The organism is Sedimentimonas flavescens (assembly GCF_019264375.1).
In the GTDB taxonomy this organism is placed as follows: Bacteria; Pseudomonadota; Alphaproteobacteria; order Rhodobacterales; family Rhodobacteraceae; genus Rhodobacter; species Rhodobacter flavescens.
Genome location: NZ_JAHVAI010000015.1, coordinates 16,560 through 29,474, shown reverse-complemented (window position 1 = coordinate 29,474; position 12,915 = coordinate 16,560). Strand labels below are relative to the sequence as shown.

Sequence of the window (12,915 nt, the reverse complement as noted above, 5' to 3'; positions counted from 1 at the left end):
ATCCCTCAGATGGGGAGATTACGCAGCCGCGGCAGCCTTCGCCTTTTCGACGATGGCGCCAAACGCTTCCGGCTCGTGGATGGCGAGATCGGCGAGAACCTTGCGGTCCACTTCGATGCCAGCCAGCGCGAGGCCGTTGATGAAGCGCGAATAGGTCATTTCGGCGTCGAAGGCGCGGACAGCAGCGTTGATCCGCTGGATCCACAGCGCGCGGAAGCTGCGCTTGCGGGCCTTGCGGTCGCGGGTCGCGTACTGGTTGGCCTTGTCGACGGCCTGGGTGGCGGTGCGGAAGTTGCGCGAGCGGGCCGAGTAGTAGCCCTTGGCAGCCTTCAGAACTTTCTTGTGCGAGGCGTGGGTAACCTTGCCGGATTTAACGCGGGACATTGATCAGCCTCCAGTTCAGCGGTTGTAGGGCATGTATTTCTTGACGATCTTTGCGTCCGCATCGGACAGGATCATCGTGCCCGCGCTGTCGCGGATGAACTTGGTGGTGCGCTTGATCATGCCATGGCGCTTGCCGGCCGGACCTGCGATAACCTTGCCGGTCGCGGTAAACTTGAACCGCTTCTTGGCAGCTGATTTCGTCTTCATCTTGGGCATTTCCATCTCCTCTTTCGAGTGTGTATTCACGCGACTCGGCATGCCACTCCGGCCGGCCGCGCGGGCTCATAGAGGGCGCCTGATATAGCCGCCCTCCCTGTTTGGCAAGGGGGTATGCGCACAAATCTACAGCAGGATGCGCCCGATCACCGACAGCACCACATCCGGGACCTCGCCCATCGTGTAGCCGCCGGGTTTCATCATCGCCGCGTAGATCAACAATCCCCCCCCCACGACCACCGCCAGAATTGCGGCATGTGGAGGGCGGCTGTTGGCAAATGCCGAGACGCCCGAGGGAATGGACAGCAGAAAAATAACCACCCCAAGGGCGAGCAACGTATCCATGTCAATCATGGCCGAGCCCTCGCTTACCCCTAGGTAAGCTTACTCCGGATCGGTGCGGAAGATCAATCTTTCGTCGCAGGGCGCCACGCGCAGGATGTTCGTCGTGCCCTGCACGTTGAAGGGCACGCCCGCGGTGACGACGATCTGGTTGGTTTCGTCGGCAAAGCCGAAATCGCGCGCCGCGCGGGCCGCGTTGACGACCGCCATCTTGAACCGCTCGACCTCGTCGCAGCGCACGGCATGCACGCCCCAGGACAGGCAGATCTTGCGCAGGGTCTGCACCACCGGCGACATGGCGATGATCGGCACGCGCGGGCGCTCGCGCGCGATGAGCGACACGGTCTTGCCCGACTGGGTGTAGCAGCAGATGGCCGAGATATCGGTGGCCTCGGCGATCTCGCGCGCGGCGGCCACGATGCCGTCGGCGACGGTCTGGCGAACGACGGTGCGCGAGGCCTCGATCACCTCGCGATAGGTCGGGTCGTTCTCGACCGATTGCGCGACCGAGTTCATGGTGGCGACCGCATCGACCGGGTAGCGACCGGCGGCGGATTCCGCGCTCAGCATGATTGCGTCGGTGCCCTCATAGATCGCGGTGGCGACGTCCGAGACCTCGGCGCGGGTCGGCATCGGGCTTTCGATCATGCTCTCGAGCATCTGCGTCGCGACGATCACGGGCTTTGCCGCCGCGCGGCAGCGGCGGATCAGGCGCTTCTGGATCGGCGGCACGGCGTGGACCGGCAGTTCCACCCCCAGGTCGCCACGCGCCACCATGATCCCATCCGAGACCTTGAGGATCTCGTCGAAGGCTTTCACGGCGGCAGGCTTTTCGATCTTGGACAGGATGGCTGCGCGGCCGCGCGCCAGCGCACGCGCCTCGATCACGTCCTCGGGGCGCTGCACGAAGCTCAGCGCCAGCCAGTCGGCGCCCATCTCGCAGGCGAACTCCAGATCGGCCCGGTCCTTGTCGGACAGCGCGGCCAGCGGCAGCACCACGTCAGGCACGTTCACGCCCTTGCGGTTCGAGATCGTACCGCCCGTCGTCACGGTGCAATTGGCGAAATCGGGGCCGCATTCATCCACCCGCAGGCGGATCTTGCCATCGTTGACCAACAGCGTGGCGCCGGGTTCAAGCGCGGCAAAGATCTCGGGGTGCGGCAGGCAGACACGATGCCCCTCGCCCTCGGTCGGGTCGAGATCGAAACGGAATGGCACGCCCTCTTCCAGATCGGCGGCGCCAGCGGCAAAGGTGCCGACGCGCAGCTTGGGGCCCTGAAGGTCGGCCAGCACGGCGATCGGACGCCCGGTATCGGCCTCGATCTGACGAATGATATCGTAGCGCGCCTTCTGCTCGGCATGGGTGCCGTGGCTCATGTTCAGGCGGAACACGTCGGCTCCGGCCTCAAACAGCGCGCGAATGGTGGTGTAGTCCGACGATGCCGGCCCCAGAGTGGCCACGATCTTGACATTGCGAAGGCGTCTCATGCGTCCTCGTTCCTCATATTGACAAAATTTTTCGTGGGCCGGGCACAGCTATGGCGCAAAATGTCGCACAGAGCAACTGGCCTGCCCGCTAGAACTCGCGTATTTCTCCTCTGACGATTTTGGACGACGAGAGTATGACGCCCCACCCCGCCTACCGGACCGCTGGCACCGAGCGACCCTCGCGCTGGCTGGTGACCGTGGACCATGCCACCAACACCATTCCCGATTGGGTCTGCGGCGACTCTCTGGGGATCGCGGCGCAGGACATGGCACGCCATATTGCCTATGACGTCGGCGCGCTCGGGCTGGCCGAGCGGCTGGCCGAAGGGCTGGATGCGCCGATGATTTCCACCGACTTCTCGCGCCTCGTGATCGACCCGAACCGGGGCGAGGATGACCCGACGCTGGTGATGCGCCTCTACGACGGCACGGTGATTCCGGCGAACCGGAACGCCTGCGCGGAGCAGATCGAGCAGCGCCTGGCGCGGCTTTACCGCCCCTACCACGCCGCGCTGGCCGATATCGCGGGTGCCCGGACGGATCGGGTGATCTGCGCGGTGCATTCCTTCACGCCCTGTTTGCGCGGGCGCCCCCCGCGCCCCTGGCAGGTCGGCATCCTCTATTCGCATCGCGACGCGCGGCTGGCGAAGCCGTTGATCGCGGCGCTCGCGGCGCAAGGCCTGTGCGTGGGCGACAACGAGCCCTACTCGGGCCATCTCGATGGCGATTCCATCGACCGGCATGCGCTGACACCGGGCCGCCCGAATGTGCTGATCGAGTTGCGCAACGATCTGATCGCGCAGCCCGACGGCCAGATCGCCTGGGCAGACCGGCTGGCGCCGGTGCTCGATCAGGTGCTGCGCGACAGCGGGCTCTAGGCACCCAGCCCATCGCGGTGATTCGCCCTTGAAGCGTTTACACGACGTGACGGGCGCCGTAGCCCGTTGAAATTAACGAATTCTTTACAACCCTTTGGCGTGCGCTTCCACGCCTTTCGCCCAATCCTTTTGGTTCGCACCTATTGCGCGCCAGACGCGAACAATGCGGGGCGCGCGGACCCACAAATCCCTTGCCGCATGTTCTCCCCAGCGTCATCGTTTTTGCATAGAGTAAGGATTATCTCATGTTCGCGTTATTTCTCGCATTAAGTGTGGCACTCACGCTGCTCCTTTGGGCAGAGCTGGGATGCCCCCGCCTGGGGATCGCGCCGCTGCGCCGGCGTTCCCCGTCACCGACGCCGGAAGATGCTCCGGCGCCGCAAAAGCCGACTATAACCAAGGACGAATTACCGTCCCCCTTGGAAGCTCTGCGTTTTGCCGAGCGTCAGGCCCGCCGCAACACCCGTCTTATCGAACAGCCCGACCCGCTCACGGTCGAACCCGCCCCCATCGCCGAGCCCAGAGAGAACCCCGACGAGGCAATGTGGAAACGGCTGGAAGCCATGCTGCACGCGCCCGAACAGGCCCCTCGCCCCGCCGCCACGGTCGCGGCGCAGGACCTCGCCCCGACACGCGACGCAGATGACGACCTGCCGCGCATCGACGATCTCGCGCCCGGCGAGCGGCTGGAGCTTGAACTCGACGGCCCCGCGCCGCGGCGTGAAAGCATCCGCTTCGAGCAGGTGCAAGGCCGCCGCCGCACCCGTGTGGTGATTGAGGACGAGGCCATCCTGATCCTCGACAACACCGATGCAGCAAGTCTGACCCCGGATCTTTTCCAGTTCCGCGCGCCGCGCGCCGTCTAAGACGGCCCGGCAACGGAAAACCCCGGCCAGGGCTGTGGCCGGGGTTTTCTCATTTTCAGAAGGCTGTTGCGATCAGATCGCGGCCTTGAGGCTCTCGTCCAGATAGATCTCGCGCAGGCGCAGCGACACCGGGCCGGGCTTGCCCGAACCAAGCGCCACGCCGTCGACCTCGACCACCGGCATCACGAAGGCCGAAGCCGAGGTGAAGAACGCCTCGTCGGCCGCTTGGGCCTCGGCGATGGTGAAGGGGCGCTCGACGATCTCCATCTGCGCTTCGGCGGCATATTTCAGTAGCGAAGCGCGGGTGATCCCGTGCAGGATGTCGTTCGACAGCTGGCGAGTGATGATCTTGCCGTCCTTGACGATATAAACGTTGTTCGACGAACCTTCGGTGACGAAACCGTCCTCAACGAACCAGGCGTCCTGCTTGCCCGCCTTCTCGGCCGCCATCTTCACCATCGACGCGTAGAGAAGCTGCACGGTCTTGATGTCGCGGCGGTGCCAGCGCAGATCGGGAACCGAAATCACCGAGATCCCCTTTTGCACCTTGGGGTCATCGGCCAGACCGGGCTTCGACTGAGTGTACAGCACGACAGTCGGCGGAGTGCCCTCGGGCGGGTAGTGGAAATCGCGATCGCCCGCATTGCCGCGGCTGACCTGCAGGTAGATCATGCCCTCGTCGAGGTCATTGCGCTTGATCATCTCGCGGTGGATCTCCAACCACTCCTCGCGGCTGATGTCGCAGACGATCTCAAGCTCGGCCAGCGAGCGGTTGAGGCGTGCGACGTGACCATCGAACTCCAGGATCTTGCCGCCCAGAACCGAGGTCACCTCGTAGACGGCATCACCCATCACGAAACCACGGTCGAAGATCGAGACGCTGGCCTCTTCCTCCGGCAGATATTGACCATTGAGATAGACAGTCCGGCTCATTCGTCTCTCCTTGCTCAGCCCCAAAGCCCGGCCTCGGGCGGGTAAACCTTGCCCTCGGCATAGGCCAAGGGGTTGGCACGGTCTTCGGCCAACAAAAGCGGCCCGTCAAGGTCAACATACTCTGCGCCCTGCGCAACCAGCACCGCAGGCGCCATCGCAAGGCTCGAGCCCACCATGCAGCCGACCATGATCTGATAACCCTCGGCCCGCGCCAGATCACGCAGGGCCAGCGCCTCGGTCAGCCCACCGGTCTTGTCGAGCTTGATGTTCACCATGTCATACTTGCCGCGCAGATGGCCCAGGCTCGCGCGGTCATGACAGCTCTCATCGGCGCAAACCGGCACGGGCCGCGCAATCCCGATCAGCGCCGCGTCATCCGCGGCGGGCAAGGGTTGCTCGACCAGCGCGACACCCAGCCGGACCAGATGCGGCGCCAGATCCTGATAGACCTCGGCACTCCATCCCTCATTCGCGTCGACGATGATCCGCGCCTTCGGCGCCCCGGCCCGCACCGCCTCCAGCCGCGCCATATCGTCGGGCGTGCCCAGCTTGATCTTCAACAGCGGGCGATGCGCATGACGCGCGGCCGCGGCCTGCATCTTCTCGGGCGCATCGAGCGAGAGCGTATAGGCACAGGTCATCGGCCCCGGCGCGGGCAGCCCCGCCAGTTCCCAAACCCGCTTGCCCGCAAGCTTCGCCTCCAGATCCCACAGCGCGCAATCGACCGCATTGCGCGCGGCCCCCGGCGCCAGCGCGTCTTGCAACTCGGCCCGCGTGATCCCGGCGGGAAGCGCCTCGATCTGCGCCGCCACGCTTTCCAGGCTCTCGCCATAGCGCGCATAGGGCACGCATTCGCCCAGACCCACGGCACCGCCGCGCGCCACCCGCACCGTCAGCACCTTGGCCTCGGTCCGGCTCCCGCGCGAGATGGTGAACACCTCGGCCAGCCGGAATACATCAGCCGTCACGGAGATCATCGCAGCCCCCTTCTTCTTGGCTCAAATACCTCCGCCGGAGGCATCCGCCCCCGGCCACATGCACAGCCTCTCAGATCGCGTCCAGCGCGTCCACCAGCTTGGCGGCGCCAAAGCGGAAGGGGTCGGTGGCGGGCAGGCCCATGTCTGCCTCGACCTGCGCCAGATAGGCCAGCGCCTCGGCCTCAGGCATATGCTGGGTGTTGACCGACACGCCCACCACCTGACAGGCGGGGTTCGCAACCTTCGCCAGAGCCAGCGCCGTATCGCGCACCGCCTCAAGCGAGGGCAGCTTGTAGCCCGGCAGGCCGCGCATATGGACGCGGGTAGGCTCGTGGCACAGGATCAGCGCATCGGGCTGGCCGCCATGGATCAGCGCCATGGTCACCCCCGAGTACGAGACGTGGAACAGACTGCCCTGCCCCTCGATCAGATCCCAGTGATCCGCGTCATTGTCCGGCGTCAGATACTCGACCGAGCCCGCCATGAAATCCGCGATCACCGCATCGAGCGGCACGCCGTCGCCGGTGATCAGGATGCCGGTCTGCCCCGTCGCGCGGAAGCTTGCCTTCATGCCGCGCTCGCGCATCTCGCGCTCCATGCAAAGCGCGGTATACATCTTGCCGACCGAGCAATCGGTGCCCACCGCCAAACACCGCTTGCCGGTGCGCTTGATCCCGTTGGCGATCGGATATTGGACCGAGGGCACGCGCACGTCATGCAACTGACGCCCGCAGGCGGCGGCAACGGCCACGAGGTCGGGCTCGTCGCGCAGCAGGTTGTGCAGCCCCGAGGCCAGATCGAACCCCTCCTCCAGCGCCTGCACCAGCACCTTCTTCCACTCCGGGCTGATGATGCCGCCCCGGTTCGCCACGCCGATCACCAGCGTCTTGGCCCCGGCGGCCTTGGCGGTGGCAAGGTTCATATCCGCCAGCCCCATATCGGCCTTGCAACCCTCCATACGATACTGGCCAAGCGCGAATTCCGGGCGCCAGTCCTTGATGCCCTGCGCGACCTTGGCCGCCAGTTGATCGGGCGCGTCGCCCAGGAACAGAAGATATGGGGTCTCGATCATGGACATGGCGTTCTCCGATTGGGCAGTATTGTTGACTTAGAAACAAAATAGCGCGCCGCACGGGGATTTTTTCGATAATTGTCGCTTACAATTTAAGCATTGCTGAAGATTCTACGGTCATCATGAAACTCGGCGCACTATTATCCCGACCAAACTGAAAACCGATCAAGTTTCTGTCGCAAGCGCAGCAACGATTCTGCGCCCGCGAAATGCGCTTGAAACCACATGCGCAATATTATATCCCGCCAGCAACCAAACTCGAAACATCATTGCGAGAGAGATCATGAGCTTCCGCGTTCAGCCCGCCGCCCCAGCCCGTCCTAACCGCTGCCAGCTCTTTGGCCCCGGCTCGCGCCCCGCGATCTTCGAGAAGATGGCACAGTCGGCCGCCGACGTGATCAACCTCGACCTTGAGGACTCGGTCGCCCCCGACGACAAGCCGCAGGCGCGCCGCAACATTATCGAGGCCTCGCACAATATCGACTGGGGCAACAAGTATCTCTCGGTCCGCATCAACGGCCTCGACACGCCGTTCTGGTATCGCGACGTCGTCGAACTGCTCGAAGACGGCTCGGAACGCATCGACCAGATCATGATCCCCAAGGTGGGTTGCGCCGCCGACGTCTATGCCGTCGATGCGCTTGTCACCGCGATCGAGGCCGCCAAGGGCCGCAAGAAGCGCATCTCGCTTGAGGTCATCATCGAATCCGCCGCAGGTATCGCCCATGTCGAGGAAATCGCAGCCTCCTCGCCGCGCCTTCAGGCCATGAGCCTCGGCGCCGCCGACTTCGCGGCCTCGATGGGCATGGCCACGACCGGCATCGGCGGCACCCAGGAAAACTACTACATGCTGCGCGAAGGCGCGAAGTACTGGTCGGACCCGTGGCACTGGGCGCAGGCCGCCATCGTCGCCGCCTGCCGCACCCACGGCATCCTGCCCGTCGATGGCCCGTTCGGCGATTTCTCCGATGACGAGGGCTTCCGCGCGCAGGCGCTGCGCTCGGCCACGCTCGGCATGGTCGGAAAATGGGCGATCCACCCCAAGCAGGTCGCGCTGGCCAACGAGGTCTTCACCCCGTCGGAAGCCGCAGTGACCGAGGCGCGCGAGATCCTCGCCGCGATGGAGAAGGCCAAGGCGGAGGGCGCCGGCGCCACCGTCTACAAGGGCCGCCTGGTCGACATCGCCTCGATCCGTCAGGCCGAGGTTATTGTCAGACAGGCCGAAATGATTAAGGGTTGAGCTCTTCATAAAGAATCGAATCCCGGAGCAGAGGGGAGGGGAGGCCCCGCTGCATGAGGGAACAGGGACGCCCCGGCCTGACGGTCGGGGCGTTTCCGTTACAGCGTCGTTACGTTGACGTAAGTATCTCTTCCCCTCGCGTCAGTTGCATTTCCCCGCCAGCGTCGTCATATAGGCCACGCACCGAAACGGAGGGATCCGATGACGACCTATCTCGAGTTCGAAAAGCCGCTTGCCGAGATCGAGGGCAAGGCAGAAGAGCTTCGCGCTCTGGCCCGCCAGAACTCGGAGATGGATGTCGAAAAAGAGGCTGCGGCGCTCGACAAGAAGGCCGCGCAGCTGCTCAAGGATCTCTACAAGGATCTCAGCCCCTGGCGCAAATGCCAGGTCGCGCGTCACCCCAACCGCCCGCATTGCCAGGACTATATCGACGCGCTCTTCACCGAATTCACGCCGCTGGCAGGCGATCGCAACTTCGCCGACGACCATGCGGTGATGGGGGGCCTCGCGCGCCTCAACGATCAGCCCGTCGTCGTTATCGGCCATGAAAAGGGCCATGACACCGCCAGCCGTATCACCCGCAACTTCGGCATGGCCCGCCCCGAAGGCTACCGCAAGGCGATCCGCCTGATGGACATGGCCGACCGTTTCGGCCTGCCCGTTGTGACGCTGATCGACACCCCCGGCGCCTATCCCGGCAAGGGCGCGGAAGAGCGCGGCCAGTCCGAGGCGATCGCACGCTCGACCGAGAAATGCCTGCAGATCGGCGTGCCGGTTGTGTCGGTGATCATCGGCGAGGGCGGCTCGGGCGGTGCTGTGGCTTTCGCCACGGCCGACCGCATCGCCATGCTCGAACATTCGGTCTACTCGGTGATCTCGCCCGAGGGCTGCGCCTCGATCCTGTGGAAGGATGCCGAGAAGATGCGCGAGGCCGCCGAGGCGCTGCGCCTGACCGCGCAGGATCTCAAGAAACTCGCCATCATCGACCGCATCATTCAGGAGCCCCTGGGCGGCGCGCAACGGGATCGCCCGGCAGCCATCGCAGCCGTGGGTTCGGAAATCGCGCTGATGCTGGCCGAGCTGAAGGGCAAGAAGCGCGGCGAGTTGATCAATGAGCGCCGCAAGAAGTTCCTCGACATGGGCTCGAAAGGGCTTGCCGCCTGACCCCGTGAGGGCGATGCGCTTCAAAGGCATCGCCGCACTCGGGCGGGTCTGAGCCCTAGCGCAGCACGAACCCGGCTTCGGCCATCAGCGCGTCCGATGCCGGCTCGATCTCCTGTTCCAGCCGCTCCATGAACTCGGACACCTTCAGCCCCGGCGGGATGACCGGCAGGAACTCGATCACCGCCACGCCGGGCTTGCGCAGCACGCCGTGGCGCGGCCAGAACACCCCCACGTTGGTTGCGGCTGGAACACAGGGCTGCTGGAGTTCCTTGTAAAGCGCACCCGCACCGATCTTGTACTCGCGTTTGACGCCGGGGGCGACGCGCGTGCCCTGCGGGAAGATGATCAGCTGACCGCCCATCATCCGGCTCTCGCGGACCTTGGCCAGCATCGAGCGCACTGCAGCGCCCCGCTTGCCGCGATCAACGGGAATACAGCCGATCAGATAGGCATACCAGCCGACGAAAGGCGTCCAGACCAGTTCCTTCTTCATGATGAACTTGCCGCGTGGCACGACGGCATAGATCATCAGGATGTCGAGAAAGCTCTGGTGTTTGGAGGCGACCAGCACATTGCCCGAAGGCACTTCGCCACGGATCTCGGTGCACAGCCCGACGATCCAGCGCGCCGAATGGCACACCCATTTGCAATAGGCGCGACACACCCAGATCGCCCCGTCCCGCCCGCCGATCAGCGCAACCGGAAACAGGCCCACGGCGATCACCGCCAGCATGATGTACATCTGCACGATAAAAACGATGGAACGCAGATATTGCACAACGATCATCAGCGAATTCCCTTCAGCATACGCAGCGCCGCAGCGCGGGTGGCCACATAGGCGACCACGGCCGCCAGCGGCGGAATCACCAGCGGCCAGAGCCAGCCCGCTCCCGCAAAACCTAGCCCGGTCAGGAAGGCGCCTGCCTCGTCGGTCGCGGGCAGAAGCGCGATCGCGATCATTCCCGCCGCCGTTCCAAGCACCGCCCCCGCCAGCCCGCGCAGCGTGAAGCGCCGCACGAACGCCTTGGCGATAAACGCGTCGCGCGCGCCCACCAGACGCAGCACCCGGATCACCTGCCCGTTCGCCGCCAGCGCGGCCTGCGCCGCCAGCGTGATCATTCCCGCCATCGCCCCGCCGATCAAGACCAGAGACAGAAGCCCGAGCATCCGCAGCCGCTCGGCCGCCGCGACCAGCGGGCGGCGCCAGCGGGTGTGGTCATCCAGAATCGCGCCCGGCACCTCGGCGGCAAGGCGCAGACGCAGCCCCTCGGCGTCGATACCCTCGGCGGTCTCGGTCACCTCGATCAGCTGCGGCAGCGGCAGGCTGTCGACCGGCAGGTCGGGCCCGAACCACGGCCCGAGCAGCGCCTTCATCTCTTCGGATTCCAGCGCCCGATAGGTCGCGATACCGGGCGTCGTGGACAGCACGGCCAGCACCGCCTGCACCTGCGCCTGCATCTGCTCGGACGGGGCAGAGATACGAATCGTGGCGGAGCGCGCCAGCGCCTCGGACCAGCGGTCGGCCAGGCGCCCGGTCGCCAGCGACAGCGCCAGTGCGAAAACCGCAAGGAAGGCCATCGCCGCCGCCGTCAGCAGCGTCAGCCGCGCGGTGAACCCGGTGGGGGGCACAACCCGGCCAGCCGCCGACAGATCGCCCCGCAGAAAAGCCAGCGCCACCCGCATCACAAATCCGCCCCTGCCAGTTGCAAGTGGCGGTTCGCGATACGCAGCACCCGCGCCGCGACCTCTTTCTTCGCCATGCGGATCAGATTGAGATCATGCGTCGCGATCACCACGGTCTTGCCCATCTTGTTCAGCTCGACCAGCAGCGACAGCAACCGCAGCGACATCTCCCAGTCGAGGTTGCCGGTCGGCTCATCGGCCAGGATCACGTCTGGCGACATCATCACCGCGCGGGCCAGCGCGGCGCGCTGACGCTCGCCGCCCGACAGCTGCGGCGGCAGCGCCTCGGCCTGGGCGCGCAGACCGACCCAGGACAGCAGCTCGCGCAATTCGCCTTCGTTGACGCTGCGTGCCGTGGCGGTCAGCGGCAGGGCCACGTTCTCGGCGACCGAAAGATGATCGAGAAACTGGCAATCCTGATGCACCACGCCGATGCGCTGGCGCAGGCCCGCAATCTCGTCGCGCCCGAGACCGCGCACATCGCTGCCAAACAGGCTCAGTTGCCCAGCCGAGGGCAGCAATTCCGCGTAACACAGCTTGAGAAACGTCGTCTTGCCCGCGCCCGACGGGCCGGTCAGAAAGTGAAACGACCCCGGCACAAGTTTGAGCGTCATCTCCGAGAGCAGCTCGCCCCCGCCATAGCTCATTGCCACATTTTGCAGCTCGATCACTGCACAGCCCCTTTGTTCGCGCTAATCCGGTTTGCAATAATCCTGTAGGTGCCGCAAACCCTTGGATATTGGCCACGCGCTTGCTACAACATATGCAAGTGAATTGCCAGAATGGCGATCGGAGGGGCAAGAGGTAGGTTATCGGTATGCGGCTGGTCTGCCCGAATTGCGCAGCGCAATACGAAGTTGATGATGCGGCCATCCCCGACACCGGGCGCGAGGTCCAGTGTTCGGCCTGTGGCAAGCTTTGGTTCCAACCCGGAAAGGCCTCTGCCGAGGCGCCGGCCCCTGCGGACGCGCCTGCGCCCGAGGCTGCGCCGGAGCCCGCGCATGAACCCGAACCGGAGGCAACCGCGCAGCCGGAGCCCGAACCGCACCCCGAGGAACCCACCGAGGAGGATGGCATCGCGCCAGCCCCCGTTGCTGGCCAGACCCCGCGCCGCCAGCTCGACGACAACCTGCTTGCGATCCTGCGCGAAGAGGCCGAGCGCGAAGCCGCGCAGCGCCGCACCGAAGGCCTGCCGATCGAGACCCAGGAAGAAATGACGCTGGAGCCAGCGGCCGCCCAGGCAGCCTCGCGCGCCGCGGCCAAGATTGCGCAGATGCAGCGCGGCCCCGAAGGCGAGGTCGCATCGCCCGAAGAAGAGGCGCCCGAGGATCAGGGCGCGGCATCGCGCCGCGAGCGCCTGCCCGACATCGAAGAGATCAACTCGACCCTGCGCGCAAGCTCGGACCGGATCGACCTCGACGTGTCCTTCGATGCGCCGCAAACGCTGGCACGGCAACGCTCGGGCTTCCGCTTGGGCTTTTCGCTGGTGCTGCTGATCGGGCTAATCGTGGTGGTGCTGTATACATCCGCGCCCAAGCTGCAGGTATTGGCCCCGCCGCTCTCGCCCATGCTGGAGCGCTATGTGGCCAGCGTCGATGCAGGCCGCGTCTGGCTTGATGGCCAGTTGCAGGGCGTGATCCACAAGCTGCGCGACGACCCCGCTCAATAATCC

15 protein-coding genes are annotated in these 12,915 nt (G+C 65.2%); 5 read left to right on the top strand and 10 right to left on the bottom strand.

The window, feature by feature from the left end; translation table 11 throughout:
• Positions 1-18 precede the first annotated feature (18 nt).
• The 4 genes from rplT to pyk form a co-directional block, all read right to left on the bottom strand.
• On the bottom strand, positions 19-384 hold the full coding sequence (gene rplT / locus KTQ37_RS13935; protein WP_218631129.1) for a 50S ribosomal protein L20: 366 nt from the start codon (positions 382-384) through the stop codon (positions 19-21).
• A 15-nt stretch (positions 385-399) separates the two neighbouring features.
• The gene (rpmI, locus tag KTQ37_RS13930; RefSeq protein ID WP_097068479.1) at positions 400-600 is read right to left on the bottom strand and encodes a 50S ribosomal protein L35; all 201 of its coding nucleotides are present in this window, start codon (positions 598-600) and stop codon (positions 400-402) included.
• A 126-nt stretch (positions 601-726) separates the two neighbouring features.
• Positions 727-954 carry a hypothetical protein gene (locus tag KTQ37_RS13925; protein ID WP_233676552.1) on the bottom strand — a complete coding sequence of 76 codons (228 nt, stop codon included), beginning with the start codon at positions 952-954 and terminating at the stop codon, positions 727-729.
• Between the two features lie 30 nt (positions 955-984).
• A complete protein-coding gene (pyk, locus tag KTQ37_RS13920) occupies positions 985-2,430 on the bottom strand; it encodes a pyruvate kinase (RefSeq protein ID WP_218631128.1) in 1,446 nt (481 codons plus the stop codon).
• A 134-nt stretch (positions 2,431-2,564) separates the two neighbouring features.
• Here pyk and KTQ37_RS13915 point away from each other — a divergent pair, with 134 nt between their 5' ends.
• Complete coding sequence (locus tag KTQ37_RS13915; RefSeq protein ID WP_218631127.1) at positions 2,565-3,308, top strand: N-formylglutamate amidohydrolase; 744 nt, start codon at positions 2,565-2,567, stop codon at positions 3,306-3,308.
• A 419-nt stretch (positions 3,309-3,727) separates the two neighbouring features.
• Positions 3,728-4,174: a hypothetical protein gene (locus tag KTQ37_RS13910; protein WP_218631126.1), complete on the top strand. Its 447-nt coding sequence runs from the start codon at positions 3,728-3,730 to the stop codon at positions 4,172-4,174.
• A gap of 72 nt (positions 4,175-4,246) precedes the next feature.
• Here the strand turns inward: KTQ37_RS13910 and KTQ37_RS13905 are convergent, their stop codons facing one another.
• The 3 genes from KTQ37_RS13905 to dgcN form a co-directional block, all read right to left on the bottom strand.
• Positions 4,247-5,107, bottom strand: a complete 861-nt coding sequence (locus KTQ37_RS13905) for a D-amino-acid transaminase (protein ID WP_218631125.1) — start codon at positions 5,105-5,107, stop codon at positions 4,247-4,249.
• A 14-nt stretch (positions 5,108-5,121) separates the two neighbouring features.
• On the bottom strand, positions 5,122-6,084 hold the full coding sequence (gene dgcA / locus KTQ37_RS13900) for an N-acetyl-D-Glu racemase DgcA (protein ID WP_218631124.1): 963 nt from the start codon (positions 6,082-6,084) through the stop codon (positions 5,122-5,124).
• A 70-nt stretch (positions 6,085-6,154) separates the two neighbouring features.
• Entirely contained in the window at positions 6,155-7,156 is a 1,002-nt protein-coding gene (gene dgcN, locus KTQ37_RS13895; protein WP_218631151.1) for an N-acetyltransferase DgcN, read from the bottom strand.
• A 283-nt stretch (positions 7,157-7,439) separates the two neighbouring features.
• On the opposite strand from dgcN, the gene KTQ37_RS13890 reads away from it, so the two are divergent.
• Both KTQ37_RS13890 and KTQ37_RS13885 read left to right on the top strand, forming a co-directional pair.
• Complete coding sequence (locus KTQ37_RS13890; protein WP_218631123.1) at positions 7,440-8,396, top strand: L-malyl-CoA/beta-methylmalyl-CoA lyase; 957 nt, start codon at positions 7,440-7,442, stop codon at positions 8,394-8,396.
• Between the two features lie 201 nt (positions 8,397-8,597).
• Positions 8,598-9,560 (top strand): acetyl-CoA carboxylase carboxyltransferase subunit alpha, encoded by a 963-nt coding sequence (locus KTQ37_RS13885; protein WP_218631122.1) that lies wholly within the window; start codon positions 8,598-8,600, stop codon positions 9,558-9,560.
• 55 nt (positions 9,561-9,615) lie between these two features.
• Here KTQ37_RS13885 and KTQ37_RS13880 read toward each other — a convergent pair whose 3' ends face one another.
• From KTQ37_RS13880 to KTQ37_RS13870, 3 genes are read right to left on the bottom strand one after another with little or no spacing between them, the layout of a single operon-like run.
• Entirely contained in the window at positions 9,616-10,347 is a 732-nt protein-coding gene (locus KTQ37_RS13880; protein WP_328799734.1) for a lysophospholipid acyltransferase family protein, read from the bottom strand.
• Positions 10,347-11,243, bottom strand: coding sequence for a cell division protein FtsX (locus KTQ37_RS13875; protein ID WP_218631121.1), 897 nt, complete (start codon positions 11,241-11,243; stop codon positions 10,347-10,349). Before KTQ37_RS13875 ends, KTQ37_RS13880 begins: the two co-directional genes overlap by 1 nt.
• Entirely contained in the window at positions 11,243-11,914 is a 672-nt protein-coding gene (locus KTQ37_RS13870; protein WP_218631120.1) for a cell division ATP-binding protein FtsE, read from the bottom strand. Before KTQ37_RS13870 ends, KTQ37_RS13875 begins: the two co-directional genes overlap by 1 nt.
• A 146-nt stretch (positions 11,915-12,060) precedes the next feature.
• On the opposite strand from KTQ37_RS13870, the gene KTQ37_RS13865 reads away from it, so the two are divergent.
• Positions 12,061-12,912 carry a zinc-ribbon domain-containing protein gene (locus KTQ37_RS13865; protein WP_218631119.1) on the top strand — a complete coding sequence of 284 codons (852 nt, stop codon included), beginning with the start codon at positions 12,061-12,063 and terminating at the stop codon, positions 12,910-12,912.
• The last annotated feature ends 3 nt before the right edge of the window (positions 12,913-12,915 follow it).